Source organism: Agromyces selenitireducens (assembly GCF_052748465.2).
On record NZ_CM188259.1, the window covers coordinates 816,521 to 832,840 of the forward strand.

Below are 16,320 nucleotides of genomic sequence, written 5' to 3' on the forward strand. Positions count from 1 at the left end.
CGTGACCGTCACCGCACCTCCGGCTCCCGCCGACGTCGTCCCCTCGGGGCGGCGTCGGCCGGACCGCCGGCGCGCCACCAGGGTGAATGCGGGACAGTCGCGCTACGGCTACATGTTCGTCAGCGGCTACACGCTGCTGCTCATCGCGTTCGGACTGCTCCCCACGCTCTACGCGCTCTACCTCTCGTTCACACGGAACGGCGTCTTCGTCGGCTTCGACAACTTCGTCCGCGTCTTCGGCGACTACCGTTTCCTGCCCGCGGTCGGCCATGTCGCGCTCTACGTGCTCTACTGGCTCGTCAGCCTGATCGTGCTCGTGGTCGTGCTCGCGATCGTCGTGCATGGCATCCGCGTCCGCTGGCTCGGCGACGCCGCGCGATTCCTCTTCTACATCCCCGGTGCGATCGCGGGTGCCTCGAGCGTGCTGCTCTGGCTCTTCGTGCTCGACCCTTCGGTGAGCCCGGTCTCGGCGCTCCTGCGAGCCATGGGCTACGAGTCGCTCGTCAACGTCGTGGCGGTCGGCAACCTTCCGGTCGTCTTCACCGTCATCGCCTTCTGGGCCGGGGCAGGCGGCTGGATCGTCATCATGTACGGCGCGCTGAACAACATCAGCGCCGACGTCATGGAGGCCGCCCGCATCGACGGCGCGAACGCGCTCCAGGTCGCCTGGCACATCCAGCTGCCCATGCTCACCAAGTGGATCAGCTACATGGGCATCATGTCGCTCGCGGCGGGCACCCAGCTCTTCGTCGAGCCGAAGGTGCTCGCGCAGGCGACGAAGAACGTCGTGCCCGAGGACTACTCGCTCAACCAGCTCGCCTACCTGTACGCGTTCCGACAGGGGGACTTCTCGGGATCCGCCGCGATCTCGGTCATGCTCCTCGTCGTGGCGCTCGGGCTGTCCACGATCTTCATCTTCCGAGGAAAGTTGTTCGAACGTGACTGATCTCGCCGTGCGCCGACGGCGCGCCTTCACCCCCGGCCAGTGGGTCGGCCGCGCCCTCGTGGCGGTGCTGCTGATCACGTTCGCCGCCTTCTTCATCCTGCCGATCATCTGGCTGCTGCTCGCCCCGACGAAGACGAACTCCGAGCTGCTCCTGGACGGACCGTTCAGCGTCGGCACGCTCGAGCAGCTGGCGGTCAACTGGAACGAGCTGTTCGCCTTCGGCAGCGGCGTGTTCGCCACGTGGCTCGGCAATTCCGCCTTCTACTCATTCACTGCGCTCGCCATCACGCTCCTCGTGAGCGTCCCGGCCGGATACGCTCTCGCGCTGATCGAATTCAAGGGCCGGAGGCTCCTGCTCATGACGACCCTCATCGTCATGCTCATTCCGAACACGGCGCTCGTGCTCCCGATCTTCCTCGAACTCAGCGCGGCCCGCCTGATCGGTAGCCCGCTCGCGGTGATCCTGCCGTTCTCGTTCTTCCCGTTCGGCGTGTACCTGACGTACATCTACTTCTCCACCGCCGTCTCGCGAGACCTGCTCAATGCGGCTCGCATCGACGGTGCGGGAGAGCTGAGGGTGTTCACGCAGGTGGCGATGCCGCTCGCGACGCCGGTGATCGCGCTGGTGGGGTTCTTCAGCTTCGTGGCCAACTGGAACAACTACTTCCTGCCGTTCCTCGTTGTCGGCGGTGACAAGATCCCCGTCCAGGTCGGACTGGCCAACCTGCTGTCGAACGTCCCCGCATTCAACCCGACGACCGCGTCGAGCATCGTCATCCAGCTGCCGACGCTCGCCCTGGCGACCCTCCTCTCGGTCGCGCCGATCCTGCTGATCTTCCTGTTCGCGCAGCGTTTCCTCGTCGAGGGAATGACAGCGGGCGGGACCAAGGAGTGAGGACGTCATGAGGATCACCGGGTACCGCACCCTGACCGCCCAGCAGCACTGGCGACGCGCCATCGGCGACGCCAACGGACACATCGTCGAGGCCGTCACCGAGGTGCCGCTCGTCATCGTCGAGACGGACGCCGGCATCGAAGGCGTCGGCGTCGGCTCGCACGCCGATCTCGCGCGCCTGTTCCCGGCGATCGACGGCGAGGATCCGCGCGGGGTCGTGGCGCTCTTCGACCGCATGCTCGCGCAGGTGTTCAAGTCCGGCCACGCCGGCGCGACGTACGGCGGAGTCGCGACGTTCGACGCCGCGCTGTGGGACATCAAGGCCAAGGCCGCGGGCGAGCCGCTCTGGCGTCTGCTCGGTGGCCGCGACCGGTTCGTGCCGGGCTACGCGTCCGGCCTGGACATCGCCCTCGGCGATGAGGAGCTCGCCGCGTTCTACGCCGAGTTCGCCGCCCGCGGCTTCGTCGCGGGCAAGCTCAAGGGCGGTCTCGACGTCGACGCCGACCTGCGTCGCCTCGGCATCCTGGCCGACGCGCTCTCGGCGAACACCTCGCGGCCGGGACTCATGCTCGACGCGAACGAGTCGTGGCAGGTCAAGCAGGCCGTGCGCTACGTCAGCGCCATCGAGGAACACGTCGACCTGCTCTGGGTCGAGGAGCCGCTCCGGCGCTGGGACGCGGTCGGCCATGCTCGCCTCAGCACCGCGATCCGAGCTGCCGTCGCCACCGGCGAGAACCTCACGGGCGTCGAGCAGTTCCGGCCCCTGTTCGACGCCGGCGCGCCCGATGTCGTGCAGGCGGGCGCGATCTGGGGGGTCAGCCACATGCAACGCCTCGGGCTCGCCGCTGCCGCCCGAGACCTGCCGATCAGCCCGGTCGGCTACAACGCGAACCCGGCGGTGGCGCATGTCATGACGGCGGTGCCGAACCACCTGACCACCGAAGTGCAGGCGACCGAGTTCGCCGATGGCGTGCTGGTCGATCACGAGTTCGCCGACGGAGGCATCGTCCTCAGCGACGAGCCGGGAGCCGGCATCCGGGTGGACGAGGTCGCGATCGACGGCGCCCGCAACGGCGACGGTTGGGCGAATCCCGCCGGACCGCACATGCGCCCCGTCCGCGCGGGACTGCGCGTCGTGCTCGACGGCGTCGAGCGCTGAGACGGACGGAGAGGTTCCGATGGAGATCAGGACGGGCCTGCACCGCGTGCAGGCACCCCTCGGAGCGCGCTTCGTGGCGCTCTACCTGCTCGTGGGTGACGACGCGGCGCTGCTGGTGGACACCGGCGTCCGCGAGACCGTCACCGAGACGCTTCTGCCGTACCTCGACGCAGCCGGGATCCCGCGCGAGAATATCCGGTGGGCGGTGAACACGCACTGCGACTACGACCACACGGGCGGGAATGGCGCGCTGAAGGCGGCGATCCCGTCGGTCGAGATCCTCGCGCATGAGCTCGACGCCGAGCTCGTCGGGAACGTGCAGCGACTCATCGACGTCCGCTACGGCGAGTTCCGCGACAGCGACGGCTTCGACGATCCGCCCGAGACGACCGCGTACCTGCGCAGCGCCTCGGACCTCGTCCCGGTCGATCGCCGACTCGCCGGCGGCGAGGAGTTCGACCTCGGGGGACGTGGGGTCCGAGTGCTCCACGTTCCGGGGCACAGCCCCGGGCATGTCGCGGTGCACGATCCCGCGAATCGTGCCCTCGTGATCGGCGACGCGACGCTCGGCACGACCGTTCCGTTCGCCGACGGTCGGGCGGCGTTCCCGCCGACCTACCGCGATGTCGATCCGTACGTCGCGAGCCTCTCCGCCTTCCGCGACCTCGATGCCGACCTACTGCTCACAGCGCACTATCCCGTGTTCGAGGGCGCCGCGGTGCAGGAGTTCCTCGACGAAAGCGAGGCGTACACCGAGCGCATCGACGAGGTGCTCACCCGCGTGCTGGAGCGGGCCGACGGCCCGTCCACAACGCTCGAGCTCGTCCGCGCCGCGGGCGCCGAACTCGGGCCGTGGCCCGCCGACGCGCTCGACTATGCAGTCTTCCCGGTCACGGGCAACCTCGAGCGGCTCGCGACCCGCGGCATCGTGTCCGAGCAGACGGACGCCTCAGGCCGCCGTCGCTGGAGACTCGCCCGATGAACGGGCGGGTGCGCCTCGGCGCTGTGGGCGCCGGCTGGTGGGCGACGAGCAATCACTTCCCGATCTTCGCCGCTCGCGACGATGTCGACCTCGTGGGCGTCTGCGGCATCGGCCCCGAGCTCGAGGCCGTCCGTGAGCAGTTCGGCTTCGGCATGGCCACGAGCGACTACGACGAGCTCCTCGACCAGGGCCTCGACGCCGTCGTGATCACGACGCCGCACGACCTGCACCACCCGCAGGCGGTCGCCGCGATAGAGCGAGGACTGCACGTGCTCGTCGAGAAGCCCGTCACCCTCACCGCCGAGCAGGGCTGGGACCTCGCCGACCGTGTGCGCGCCGCCGACGTGCACTTCCTCGCGCCGTACGGCTGGAACTACAAGCCGTTCACCACGGAGGCCAAGCGACTCGTGGAGGCGGGCCACCTCGGCGAGATCCAGCACGTCCTGTGCCACATGGCCTCGCCGACGCGGGGCCTGTTCGCGGGGGATACGAACCACATCCGTTCGCTCTGGGATTCCGAGACGAGCGGACCCGACCCTCGCACCTGGCAGTCGCCCGCGCGCGGCGGCGGCTACGCCCACGGACAGGTCACCCATTCGAGCGCGCTGCTCTTCTGGCTGAGCGAGCTGCGCGCGGCATCCGTCATGGCGAAGGTCTCGAACGGCGGGGCCGCGGTCGACCTGTTCGACGCCGCCGTGATCTCCTTCGACGGCGGCGCGCTCGGCTCGCTGTCGGGTGCGGCGACCCTGCCCGACGGCAACCCCTACCAGGTCGACCTCCGCATCTTCGGAACCGAGGGCGTGCTGCTGCTCGACACCGAACGCGAGCGCGTCTCGTTGCACCGCTACGACGGGCGACAGTGGGACCTCGTCATCGAACCCGGCGCGGGCGCCTACGAGTGCATCGTGCCCCCCAACCGCTTCATCGACCTCATCATCGGTGCGAGCACCGAGAACAACTCGGATGCGGACGTCGCCGCGCGCTCCGTCGAGCTCATCGACGCGATGCTGCGGAGCGCCGCCGCCGGCGGCGCCGAGCTCGCCGTGCACGAGACCGCAATCCAGACCCAGGAGTCAGTGTGACCCAGACCACCGGAGTGCTCGCGGGATACCGCGTGCTCGACTGTTCCATCGCCATGGCCGGACCGTTCGCGGCACAGCGCCTCGGCGACCTCGGCGCCGACGTCATCAAGGTCGAGCCGACGACCGGCGAGTGGCAGCGCCACGCCGCCGCGGGCGGTGCGGCCGGCAACGAGATCAACGTCTCGTTCCTGTCCCTGAACCGCAACAAGCGGTCGGTCGCGCTCGACCTGAAGAGCGATGAGGGACGGGCGGCGCTCCGCGAGCTCGTCGCAGGCGCCGACGTGTTCCTGCAGAACTACCGGCCCGGCGTCGCCGCCCGCCTCGGCGTCGACTACGAGTCGCTGCGTGCGATCAATCCGTCGATCGTCTACGTCTCGATCTCGGGCTACGGCGAGGACGGACCGTACCGGGACCGCCCGGGCCAGGACCTCCTCCTGCAGGCGATGTCCGGCGCGATGCTCTCGGCGGGTCGCCATGGCGACGAGCCGACGCCGGCCGGGCAGTATCTCGCGGACGCCGTGACGGCGTCGACCGCATTCGAGGGTGTCCTCGCCGCGCTGCTGCACCGTGAGCGCACCGGCGAGGGCCAGCTCGTCAGCGTGAACATGCTCGACGCGCTGACGACCCTCCAGATGCAGGAGCTCTCCGTGTTCACGGTGGGTCGGAAGACCCAGGAGCGCTCGGCCGAGCCGCACGCCCACGTCTACATCCGCGCGCCCTACGGCGTCTTCGCCACGAGCGACGGCTTCGTCGCGCTCGCGTTCGCCGACCTCCACGAGCTCGGCCGTCTCATCGGCGAACCGTCGTTCGACGGCTGGAACAGCGAGGTCGAGGGCTGGACGCGCCGTGACGAGATCCACGCGAAGACGGCCGCGAAGCTCCGCGAGAAGCCGTCCGGGTACTGGATCGAGACCCTCGGCGCCGCAGGCATGTGGATCGGGCCGGTCCATGGCTACCAGGAACTCGTGGACGACCCGCAGATCCAGCACAACGGAACCTTCATCGAGTACGACCATCCCACCGAGGGGCACGTCAAGACGCCTGGCTTCCCATACCGGTTCTCCGCGACCCCGCCACAGCTCTACCGCGGTGCGCCGCTCGTCGGCGAGCATACGCGCGAGATCCTCGCCGAGGTGGGCTTCGACGCGGCGAGCATCGACGCGTTGCTCGCGTCGGGCGCGGCACGCGTCACCGAGACGGCGGTCGAGCCGACGGCCGCACAGGCGGCCGTGACCGCGAGCGCGTGATGACCGCGCGCTACCGCGGGCTCACGTGGGACCACCCGCGCGGTCGGCTCGCGCTCGAACGCGCGGCGGCGAACGCCTCGGCGACGGATGCCGCGGCGCGGTCGCTCATCGAATGGGACGTGCAGCCCCTCGAGGGCTTCGAGTCGAGCCCGATCGAGGAGCTCGCCCAGCGCTACGACGTGATCGTGCTCGACCACCCGCACCTGGGCGACGCGATCGAGGCCGGCGCGATCCGGCCGCTCGACGAGGTGTTCGACGCGGCGTTCCTCGACGAGGTGCGCGCCGGCGCCGTCGGCCCGAGCACTGCGTCGTACACGCTCGGCGGCCGGCTCTGGGCGTTGCCGCTCGACGCGGCGACGCAGGTCGCGGTGAGCCTGCCCGAGTTCGTGACGGAGGCGCCGAGGACGTGGGCCGACGTGGCCGCACTCTCCGAGGCGTCCCCGGTCGCGCTCAGCCTCGCAGGTCCGCATGCATTCCTCTCGTTCGCCTCGATCTGCGTCGCGCTCGGCGCGGAACCCGCAGTCGAGCCGGGTGACGGCTTCGTCGATGCCGCCGTGGGCACGCAGGCGTTCGCCATGATGGCCGAGGTGGCGGGTAGGACGCCCCCGGGAGCCGCCGAGCTCAACCCGATCGGCCTGCTCGAGCGCATGCGGCGGGACCGCGACATCGCCTACGTCCCGCTGGTGTACGGCTACGTCAACTACGCCTCCGGCCCCGGGGCGCTCCGTTTCGACGACGCGCCGGCAGCGCACGTCGGCGGTCGACGCGGCTCGACGATCGGCGGCACCGGCATCGCGATCTCCGCGCGCAGCACGCCTTCCCCCGAACTCGTCGCTCATCTCGCCGGCCTGCTCGACCCGGCGACGCAGCGGAGCTTCATCCCCGAGCACGCCGGTCAGCCCGGGCTGCGGAGCGCCTGGACCGATGGCGCCGTGAACGCGGCATCCGGCGACTTCTACCGTCGCACGCTGGCCACGATCGAGGACGCCTGGGTGCGCCCACGCGTGCCCGGCTACATCCCGTTCCAGGGCGCCGCGTCGGCGGCCCTCCGCGACGCGCTGCTCAGTCCTGCTCGGGCCTCCGATGCCGTCGCCGAACTCAACGGGACCTTCGACGCCCTCGCTCGCGAAAGGAGCACGCTCTGATGCAGCCGTCCAGCCAGCACATCCGACTCGAGGTCGAGGGGCATGTCGCGGTCATCACGATCGACCGCCCCGAGAAGCTCAATTCGGTCACGCCCGAGATGTCGAACGCCCTCGTCGAGATCATCGAGTGGGCGGATACCGCCGACGAGGTCCGCGCGATCGTGCTCACCGGCGCGGGGGAGCGGTCGTTCTGCGCCGGCTCCGACATCCGCACGCTCGACGCCTACGCGACGCCGTGGGACTTCCGCAACCGCACCGACTACTGCGACGCGATCCGCGCAGGCCGCAAGCCCGTCATCGCCGCGATCAACGGCTACGCGTTCGGCGGCGGGCTCGAGACGTCGCTCATCTGCGACATCCGCATCGCCTCGATCACCGCGAGCTTCGCCGCGCCCGAGATCAAGCTCGGCTGGATCGGCGGCGGCGGCATGTCGACGTTCCTCGCGCACTCGATCGGCCCGTCGAACGCCGCCGTGATGCTCATGACGGGCGACCCGATCGACGCCGACACCGCACTGCGGTGGGGTCTCGTGAGCGAGCTCGTCGAGCCGGGGCGCCTGCGCGAGCGGGCGGTCGCGCTCGCCGCGATCATCTCGCAGCGGCCGCCGATCGCCGCCGAGACCGCCAAGGCCAACCTCCGGGCGGCCTTCAACATGACCCAGGACGAGGCGATGCGCTACGAGCGCGACCTGCAGACTGTCACCTTCGCCACGGCGGATGCCGCGGAGGGCCGCGCGGCCTTCGCGGAGAAGCGCGCCGGCGTCTTCCACCGCCGCTGACCCATCGTCGCCGAGAACCGAGGAGTACCAGCCCAATGACCTGGCCCGACGCCCGCAGCATCCTGCCCGACGATGCCGACACCGCGAACCTCGTCGGTCGCGCCTGGACGACCGAAGGGCCGAGCGTCGTCGTCCTCCGACACGAGGGCGTCGTCGACGTCTCGCGCAGGTTCCCGACGATGCGCGCGCTCACGGAGCACGAGGACCCGGTGGCTGCCCTCGCCGACGCCGACGGGCCGGTGCTCGGCAGCCTCGAGGAGCTGCTCACGAACACGCCGCCCGAGACGCGCGACGCAGCGCGACCGTGGGTGATCTCGCCGATCGACCTGCACGTCGTGAAGGCCGCGGGCGTGACCTTCCCCGTCTCGATGCTCGAGCGCGTCATCGAGGAACGAGCGCGCGGCGACCAGGACGCGGCGGCCGAGATCCGCGCCGAGATCCTCGGCACGATCGGCGGCTCGCTCGACGACCTGAAGCCGGGCTCCGACGAGGCGGCGGCGCTCAAGGCTCTCCTGCTCGAGCGTGGCTGGTGGAGCCAGTACCTCGAGGTCGGAATCGGCCCGGACGCCGAGGTCTTCACCAAGGCGCCCGTGCTCGCGACGGTCGGCCCGTGCGTCGACGTCGGCGTGCACCCCGCGTCGCAGTGGAACAATCCGGAGCCGGAGGTCGTGCTCGTGGTGAGTTCGACCGGCCGCATCGTCGGGGCGAGCCTCGGCAACGACGTGAACCTGCGCGACGTCGAGGGGCGCAGCGCGCTGCTGCTCGGAAAGGCGAAGGACAACAATGCGTCCGCCTCGATCGGTCCGTTCATCCGCTTGTTCGACGGCGGCTACGACCTCGACGACCTGCGCGCCTCCGTGGTGCGGCTCTCGATCGACGGCGAGGACGGGTACCGCCTCGACGGCACGAGCGAACTCGCCCGGATCAGCCGCGACCCCGCCGACCTCGTCGGCCAGGTCGTCGGTGCCCACCACCAGTATCCCGACGGGTTCGTGTTGTACCTCGGCACGATGTTCGCGCCCGTCGACGACCGCGACGTCCCCGGCCACGGCTTCACCCATCGCGACGGCGACGTCGTCCGCATCGCGGAGCCCCGGCTCGGCGCGCTCGTGAACCGGGTGCGCTCCACCGCCGACGCCGAACCGTGGACGTTCGGCATCGACGCCCTCTACCGCTCACTGACCGCGCGCGCCTTGCTGCGCTGACCCTGGAGACCACGATGCCGACCGAGACCACGACGCCGACCGAGACCACGACGCTCACGAGCACCGATCCGCGTACGGGCGCGAGGGTGCCCACAGACCTCACCGCGACGACCGCCGAGCAGGCGGACGTCGTGGTGCGCGCCGCCGACGCCGCGTTCGCCGCGGCATCCTCCCATGACCGCTTGTGGCGGGCCGGCCTGTTGGACGCGCTCGCCGACGCGCTCGACGCGCACCGCGACGAGCTCGTCGCGGCCGCCGACCGTGAGACCGGGCTCGGCACCACGCGGCTCGAGGGCGAGGTCGGACGCAGCAGCTTCCAGTTCCGACTGTTCGCCGAGGCCGTCCGCGAGGGCGGCTACCTCGAGGCGACCATCGACCGCGGCGGCCCGACCCCGCTCGGGCCCGCGCCCGAGATCCGGCGCATGCTCGTGCCGGTCGGCACGGTCGCGGTTTTCGGCTCGAGCAACTTCCCGTTCGCGTTCTCGGTCGCCGGCGGCGACACCGCGTCGGCGCTCGCGGGCGGCAATGCCGTCGTGCTGAAGGCGCACTCCTCGCACCTGGAGACCTCCGCCCGTTCGTACGCCGCGCTCGCCGAGGCGGCCGCGGCGTACGGCGCGCCCGACGGCCTCATCGGCATCGTCTACGGCACCGAGGCGGGGCGCGTGCTCGTGGCGCACCCACTCATCCAAGCGGTCGGCTTCACCGGCTCGCTGAACGGCGGCCGGGCGCTCATGGACGTCATCGACCAACGGCCGCGGCCGATCCCGTTCTACGGCGAGCTGTCGAGCCTCAACCCGCTCGTCATCACGCCGGGCGCCGCCGCCGTGCGCGGCGAGGCGATCGCCGACGGACTCTACGGGTCGTTCACCCTCGGCAGCGGACAGTTCTGCACGAAGCCGGGCCTGGCGTTCGTCCCGACCGGCGCGGACGGCGACGCCGTCGTCGCGCGCATCGCGGCGAAGGCCGGCGAGGCCGGGGCATCCGTTCTGCTCAACGGTCGCATCGCGACCTCGTTCGACGAGATCCGCGACCGCCTGATCGCGACGGGCTCGGTCGAGGTCCTGGCGCAGGGCGTCGCCGACGCCGGTGCCGGATTCACCGCTGCGCCGACCGTGCTCTCGACGACCGCGGACACGCTCACGGCCGACGTCGCCGAGGAGGCGTTCGGCCCGCTCCTCGTGATTGTTCGCTACGACGACGACGCGCAGGTCGTGCGCGCCCTCGACGTCGTGCCGGACTCGCTGACCGCGACCGTTCACAGCGAAGCGTCCGAGACGGATGCCGTCGCCGCACTCGTGCGCGAGTTCGCGCCGCGCGTCGGCCGCATCGTCTTCGACGGCTACCCCACGGGCTTGCGCGTGTCGTGGGCGCAGCACCACGGCGGGCCGTGGCCGGCCACGAACTCGCAGCACAGCTCGGTCGGCGTCAGCGCCGTCCGCCGCTTCCTGCGGCCGTTGGCCTACCAGGACGCGCCCGAGGTGCTGCTGCCCCCGGAACTGCGCGACGACCACACCGACATTCCCCGGCGGATCGACGGACGCCTGCAGCTCGGCTGAGCGGGTACCGCCCGGGGCCGGCTCAGCGCCGCACAGGGTCGTTGCCGACGTCGCGGTGGAGTTCGCGGCGGGTGGGCACGCCCTCCCAGTCGCCGGGGTGCGTGCACGCGGCGGCACCGGTGCGCACGGCGAGGTCGAGCCGCCCGGCGAGAGGCTCGCCCGCGACCCGTGCGGCGAGGTATCCGGCGACGAACGCGTCGCCCGCGCCGACCGTGTCGACGACGGCGACCGGCACGGCCGCGCGCTCGGCGAACTCGCCGTCGCAGAGCGCGATGGCACCGGCGTCGCCGAGCTTCACGACGACCTCGGCCGGACCGAGTTCGGCGGCGATCGCGCGCGCGACGTCGGCGGGCGAGGCATCGGTCGCGTCGGTCATGCCGGCCACCAGCGCGGCCTCGTCAGCGCCTGCGAACACGACATCGGCGCGTCGCGCGATCGAGCGGTAGGCGGCGGATGCCGCGTCGGCATCCTGCCACAGCGAGCTTCGGTGGTTCACGTCGAACGAGACGGGCACGCCGACGGCGCGCGCGCGGTCGACTGCGGTGTCGATCGTCGCGCGCGCGGTCTCGGAGAGCGCCGGAGTGATGCCGGTCACGTGCAGCAGGTCGTATGCCCGGATATCGACGCCGTCGAGATCGGCGGGCGAAAGACGGCTGCCGGCGCTGCCGGCGCGGTGATACGTCACGACCGTCCGGCCCGCCGCCGGCGTCTCCTTGAGGAGGAGGCCCGTGGCAGCGGCGGGGTCGATCGGCGCCACGACCGTGACGCCCTCCGCGCGGAGTTCGCGCACGACGCGCGCGCCGAGTCCGTCGTCGCCGACGCGGCCGAGCCAGGTGACCGGCGTGCCGAGGCGGGCGAGCCCGATCGCGACGTTGCCCTCGGCGCCGCCGGTTCCCACGACGAGGTCGGACTCGTGCGCGAGCGAGCCGACGCCGCGCGTACGGAGGACGCCGAGCGCCTCGCCGAGGGTCAGGACGCCGCGCGCACCGGCGGCGGCGCTCACGACGCCACCGCCTCGACGGCGGCACGACTGAGCTGCTCGATCGCCGCGAAGTCGCCCGCGGCGATGAGTTCGCGCGTCGCCATCCAGCTCCCGCTCACCGCGAAGACGTGCGGCGAGGAGAGATAGTCGGCGGCGTTCGCGGCGGAGATGCCGCCGCTCGGCAGGAATCGCACGTCCGGGAACGGACCGGCGAGTGCGCGGATCGTCGCGAGTCCGCCGAGCGGCGCGGCGGGGAACAACTTGAGGCGGTCCAGGCCGAGCCGCACCGCACGCTGCACCTCGGTCGCGGTCGCGATGCCGGGCACGACGTCGAGGCTGCGAGCGCGGGCGCGCTCGACGACGTCCTCCGCGAGTCCGGGACTCACGACGAAGCGCCCTCCGGCATCCGCGACACGGTCGACGTCGTCGGGCGTCAGCACGGTGCCGGCGCCGACGGTGAAGTCGGGGAGGTCCCGGATCGCCGCGATCGCGTCCAGTCCGGCCGCCGTCCGCAGGGTGATCTCGGCGCAGCGGATTCCGCCGCGACGGAGGGCCTCGGCCAGCGGCACCGCACGGGCCGGGTCGTCGAGGACGATGACCGGGACGAACCGCTCGCCGTCGAGGCTCATCGGCCGAGCCATCCGCCGTCGACAGGGAGGATCACACCCGACACGTACTCCGCCGCGGGTGAGGCGAGGAAGACGGTCGCGCCGGCGAGGTCCTCGGCACGGCCCCAGCGCCCGGCCGGAATCCGGTCGAGGATCGCCTTCGAGCGCTCGGCGTCGGCGCGGAGCGCCTGCGTGTTGTCGGTCGCGATGTAGCCGGGCGCGACGCCGTTGACCGTGACGCCGCGCGCTGTCCACTCGTTGGCGAGCGCCTTGACGAGGCCGGCGATGCCGGACTTGGCGGCGGCGTACCCGGGGACGTTGATGCCGCCCTGGAAGCTCAGCAGACTGGCAGTGAAGATCACCCTGCCGTGGCCGCGCTCGAGCATGCCCTTCGCGATCGCCTGGGTCAGCACGAACTGGCTCGACAGGTTCACCTCGACGACGCGGTCCCAGAGTTCGAGCGGATGCTCTGCCGCGGGCGCCCGCTCGATCGTGCCCGCGTTGTTCACGAGGATGTCGATCCTCCGCCCGCGCACGGAGTCCGCGAAGGCGATGACCGCGTCGCGGTCGGCGAAATCGACTGCGTGCGCCTCGAAGCTGCGGCCGTGCGACTCGACGGCCGCGCCGATCGCGCTGCGTTCCGGCTCGAGCGTCGCGCTCACGCCGATGACGTCGGCGCCGGCGGCGGCGAGCGACTCGGCCATCGCGAAGCCGATGCCCCGCTTGGCGCCCGTGACGAGCGCGGTCGTGCCCGTCAGGTCGAAGCTGATGCTCATGCCATGGCCCCCGATGCGTCCTCGGTCTCCGGGACGCTCTGGCCCGCCTGCACGTCGACGAGCACCTTCATCGCCCGGCCCCCCTCGAGGTCGTCGAAGGCAGCACGGGTCTCGGCGAGCGGCACGATCTTCGTGATGAGCAGGCGGCTCGGGATGGTGCCGTCGGCAACGAGCTCGACGGCCTTTTCGAAGTCGGTGCGCTGGTAGACACGGGCGCCGAGGATGCGCAGTTCCCGCCAGAACACGCGCTGCAGGTCGATCTCACGCGGCGTCGGATGGATCGCGACGACGACGAGCGTGCCGCGGACCTTGGCGAGCGACGTCGCACCGAGCACGGCCGCCGCTGCTCCGGAGACCTCGAAGACGACGTCGGCGCCCGCGCCTCCGGTCCATTGCTCGACCCAGGCGACCTGGTCCACCTCGCGCGGGTCGAGCGTGGCGAAGCCGAGGCTCGCGATCTGGGCACGGCGGCTGGCGTCGAGCTCGACGACCGCGACATCGGCGCCGAAGGCGCGCGAGACGGTCGCGATGAGCACGCCGATCGGGCCGCCGCCGATCACGACGGCCTTCTCGCCCGGCGCGATCTCGGAGCGGCGCACATCGTGCACGGCGACGGCGACGGGTTCGACGAGTGCGGCGGCGTCGAGGGCGATGCCGTCGGGCAGGGGCACGAGGACCCGTGCCGGCACGTTCCAGTACGCCTGCAGGGCGCCGGGGGAGTCGATGCCGATGAAGTCGAGGTTCTGGCAGACGTGCTCGTTGCCGGCCAGGCACGCGGGGCATGTCCCATCCCAGTCGAGCGGCATGACGGTGACGGCGTCGCCGATGTTCCAGCCGGAGACGTTCGATCCGATCGCGCTGATTCTGCCGCTCATCTCGTGTCCGAATACGAGCGGCGTCTCGACGCGGGCGTCCATGTTGCCGTGCAGGATGTGCAGGTCGGTCCCGCAGAGGCCCACGTAGGAGACCTCGATCTGCACCTGGCCGGACGCCGGTGGTTGCGGTTCCGCCTCCGTGACGGTGATGGTCGTGTCGCCTGAGTACGCGGCGGTCAGCATTGATCCTCCAGAGCGGATATCGGGACGAACGGCGGCCGATTCAGTAGACCTTTGACGCCGTGGTTCCTCGATTATCGCAGAGAAATGGACCGTTGGCACGATATCATCTAACCTTTACGCGATACATGCTGTCCCATGGAGGTCCTCGATGCTGAGTCGCACACTGCGGTCGGGCGCTGCCCTGACCGAACTCGGATTCGGAGCCGCGCAACTCGGCAACCTCTCCAGGCCGACGGGGGAGGACGAGGCGGGCGCCGCGGTCGACGCGGCCTGGGACGCCGGCATCCGCTATTTCGACACGGCGCCCCACTACGGACTCGGCCTCTCCGAGCGCCGCCTCGGCGAGGCGCTGCGCGATCGCCCGCGCGACGAGTTCGTCCTCTCGACCAAGGTCGGCCGGCTCCTCGTGCCGAGCGGGTACCCCGAGGGTGCGATGGACGACCAGGGTTTCGCGGTGCCCGCGACCCTCCGGCGCGAGTGGGACCTCAGTCGCGACGGCATCCGCCGCTCCGTCGAGGAGAGCCTCGAGCGCCTCGGTCTCGACCGGATCGACATCGCGTACCTGCACGACCCCGATGAGCACGGCGACCAGGCGCATGCCGAGGCGATCCCCGCGCTCATCGAGCTCCGTGAGGAGGGCGTCGTCGGCGCCGTCGGCGCGGGCATGAACCAGTCGGCCATGCCGGCGGAGTTCGTGCGGCGTCACGACGTCGACGTGATCATGCTCGCCGGGCGCTACACGCTGCTCGAGCAGGGCGCGCTCGACGACCTCCTGCCGGCAGCCCTCGAGCGCGGCGTCGACATCGTGGCGGCGGCGGTCTACAACTCGGGGCTGCTGTCGAGGCCGCGCCCCGCTGCCGACGCCACGTACGACTACTCTCCTGCGCCGGTCGCCATGATCGAGCGGACCAACGCGATCGCCGACGTCTGCGAGGAGTTCGGCCTGACGCTGCCCGAGGCGGCCGTGGCATTCCCGCTGCGGCATCCGTCGGTCGTCTCGGTCGTGGTCGGCATGCGGACCGCCGGCCAGGCGCGCAGCACGGCCGACCGGTACGCGACCGTCATCCCCGACGGCTTCTGGCGCGCCCTCTCGGAGCGCGGGCTCGTGCGCGATGCCTGAGCGCGTGAGACCCCGGGGGTCAGCCCTCGTCCGGGAGCGGTTGCTGGTCGACGTGTCGCTCGGTGTACTCCTCGACGCCGAGCACGTGCACGCTCATGCGGATGCGCGCTCGGTCGGGGTCGTGGGCCTCGAGCGCGTCGAGGATCGCGCGGTGCTCGCGCTGGGTGTCGTGCACCGCGCCGCTCTGGTGGATGGCGCGCCACAGCCGGGCACGCGCGGTGCGGCTGACGAGCGCCTCGATGATCGCCGCGAACGCGGGGTTGCCGCTCGCGGTCGCGATGAGGCGATGGAACTCGGTGTCGACGTCGATGGTGGCCTCGAGGTCGACCTCGTCGTCGGCGAGCAGCGCTTCGCCGCGCTCCAGGATGCGGCGCGCCGCGGCGAGCTCGTCGTCGGAGATGCGGAGCGCCGCGTGCGCGGCCGCTTCCGGCTCGAGCACGCGTCGCACGCCGAGCAGGTGGACGCTGTTCTCGGGGCTCTGCAGTTCGGCGAGCATGCCGAGCGGTTCGAGGAGTTGGCCGGGCTCGAGCGACGTGACGTAGGTGCCGTCGCCCTGGCGGGTCTCGAGGACGCCGAGGATCACGAGCGCGCGCACGCCCTCGCGCAGTGGTCCACGGGAGACGCCGAGTCGCGCGCCGAGCTCGCGCTCGACGGGGAGGCGAGACCCGGCGACGAGCTCGCCGCTCGTGATCATCTCGCGGATGCCGTCGATGACGACGTTCGAGCGCGATCGGCTCGGGGCGCTGTGCGGGGCGCGGTTGGCCATGGCCACAGCATAGG

The 16,320-nt window shown here is 71.3% G+C and carries 16 protein-coding genes; 11 read left to right on the plus strand and 5 right to left on the minus strand.

The features are described from left to right. Position 1: 1 nt before the first annotated feature. The 10 genes from ACULK4_RS03855 to ACULK4_RS03900 are packed head-to-tail and all read left to right on the plus strand — an operon-like array spanning position 2 to position 10,996. Positions 2-946: a carbohydrate ABC transporter permease gene (locus ACULK4_RS03855; RefSeq protein WP_445965142.1), complete on the plus strand. Its 945-nt coding sequence runs from the start codon at positions 2-4 to the stop codon at positions 944-946. Further along, positions 939-1,841 (plus strand): carbohydrate ABC transporter permease, encoded by a 903-nt coding sequence (locus tag ACULK4_RS03860; RefSeq protein WP_445965143.1) that lies wholly within the window; start codon positions 939-941, stop codon positions 1,839-1,841. The genes ACULK4_RS03855 and ACULK4_RS03860 overlap by 8 nt, the downstream gene beginning before the upstream one ends. Before the next feature lie 7 nt (positions 1,842-1,848). Further along, on the plus strand, positions 1,849-3,000 hold the full coding sequence (locus ACULK4_RS03865) for a mandelate racemase/muconate lactonizing enzyme family protein (protein ID WP_445965144.1): 1,152 nt from the start codon (positions 1,849-1,851) through the stop codon (positions 2,998-3,000). Positions 3,001-3,019: 19 nt separating this feature from the next. After that, on the plus strand, positions 3,020-3,982 hold the full coding sequence (locus ACULK4_RS03870; RefSeq protein WP_445965145.1) for an MBL fold metallo-hydrolase: 963 nt from the start codon (positions 3,020-3,022) through the stop codon (positions 3,980-3,982). Further along, positions 3,979-5,064 carry a Gfo/Idh/MocA family protein gene (locus tag ACULK4_RS03875; protein WP_445965146.1) on the plus strand — a complete coding sequence of 362 codons (1,086 nt, stop codon included), beginning with the start codon at positions 3,979-3,981 and terminating at the stop codon, positions 5,062-5,064. The genes ACULK4_RS03870 and ACULK4_RS03875 overlap by 4 nt, the downstream gene beginning before the upstream one ends. Continuing rightward, the gene (locus ACULK4_RS03880) at positions 5,061-6,311 is read left to right on the plus strand and encodes a CaiB/BaiF CoA transferase family protein (protein ID WP_445965147.1); all 1,251 of its coding nucleotides are present in this window, start codon (positions 5,061-5,063) and stop codon (positions 6,309-6,311) included. The genes ACULK4_RS03875 and ACULK4_RS03880 overlap by 4 nt, the downstream gene beginning before the upstream one ends. Continuing rightward, positions 6,311-7,456: a hypothetical protein gene (locus ACULK4_RS03885; RefSeq protein WP_445965148.1), complete on the plus strand. Its 1,146-nt coding sequence runs from the start codon at positions 6,311-6,313 to the stop codon at positions 7,454-7,456. The genes ACULK4_RS03880 and ACULK4_RS03885 overlap by 1 nt, the downstream gene beginning before the upstream one ends. After that, on the plus strand, positions 7,456-8,235 hold the full coding sequence (locus ACULK4_RS03890; RefSeq protein WP_445965149.1) for an enoyl-CoA hydratase/isomerase family protein: 780 nt from the start codon (positions 7,456-7,458) through the stop codon (positions 8,233-8,235). Before ACULK4_RS03885 ends, ACULK4_RS03890 begins: the two co-directional genes overlap by 1 nt. Before the next feature lie 35 nt (positions 8,236-8,270). Beyond that, positions 8,271-9,440, plus strand: coding sequence for a fumarylacetoacetate hydrolase family protein (locus tag ACULK4_RS03895; protein WP_445965150.1), 1,170 nt, complete (start codon positions 8,271-8,273; stop codon positions 9,438-9,440). Between the two features lie 14 nt (positions 9,441-9,454). Next, on the plus strand, positions 9,455-10,996 hold the full coding sequence (locus ACULK4_RS03900; protein WP_445965151.1) for an aldehyde dehydrogenase (NADP(+)): 1,542 nt from the start codon (positions 9,455-9,457) through the stop codon (positions 10,994-10,996). Positions 10,997-11,018: 22 nt separating this feature from the next. Here ACULK4_RS03900 and ACULK4_RS03905 read toward each other — a convergent pair whose 3' ends face one another. The 4 genes from ACULK4_RS03905 to ACULK4_RS03920 are packed head-to-tail and all read right to left on the minus strand — an operon-like array spanning position 11,019 to position 14,420. Next, positions 11,019-11,999 carry a sugar kinase gene (locus ACULK4_RS03905; RefSeq protein WP_445965152.1) on the minus strand — a complete coding sequence of 327 codons (981 nt, stop codon included), beginning with the start codon at positions 11,997-11,999 and terminating at the stop codon, positions 11,019-11,021. After that, positions 11,996-12,607: a bifunctional 4-hydroxy-2-oxoglutarate aldolase/2-dehydro-3-deoxy-phosphogluconate aldolase gene (gene eda, locus ACULK4_RS03910; protein ID WP_445965153.1), complete on the minus strand. Its 612-nt coding sequence runs from the start codon at positions 12,605-12,607 to the stop codon at positions 11,996-11,998. The genes ACULK4_RS03905 and eda overlap by 4 nt, the downstream gene beginning before the upstream one ends. Continuing rightward, positions 12,604-13,362, minus strand: a complete 759-nt coding sequence (locus ACULK4_RS03915) for an SDR family oxidoreductase (RefSeq protein ID WP_445965154.1) — start codon at positions 13,360-13,362, stop codon at positions 12,604-12,606. The genes eda and ACULK4_RS03915 overlap by 4 nt, the downstream gene beginning before the upstream one ends. Then, positions 13,359-14,420, minus strand: a complete 1,062-nt coding sequence (locus tag ACULK4_RS03920) for a zinc-dependent alcohol dehydrogenase (protein ID WP_445965155.1) — start codon at positions 14,418-14,420, stop codon at positions 13,359-13,361. The genes ACULK4_RS03915 and ACULK4_RS03920 overlap by 4 nt, the downstream gene beginning before the upstream one ends. A 148-nt stretch (positions 14,421-14,568) precedes the next feature. Here ACULK4_RS03920 and ACULK4_RS03925 point away from each other — a divergent pair, with 148 nt between their 5' ends. After that, entirely contained in the window at positions 14,569-15,540 is a 972-nt protein-coding gene (locus ACULK4_RS03925; RefSeq protein ID WP_445965156.1) for an aldo/keto reductase, read from the plus strand. A gap of 19 nt (positions 15,541-15,559) precedes the next feature. On the opposite strand, the gene ACULK4_RS03930 is transcribed toward ACULK4_RS03925, so the two are convergent. Next, the gene (locus ACULK4_RS03930) at positions 15,560-16,306 is read right to left on the minus strand and encodes a FadR/GntR family transcriptional regulator (protein WP_445965157.1); all 747 of its coding nucleotides are present in this window, start codon (positions 16,304-16,306) and stop codon (positions 15,560-15,562) included. Positions 16,307-16,320 lie beyond the last annotated feature (14 nt).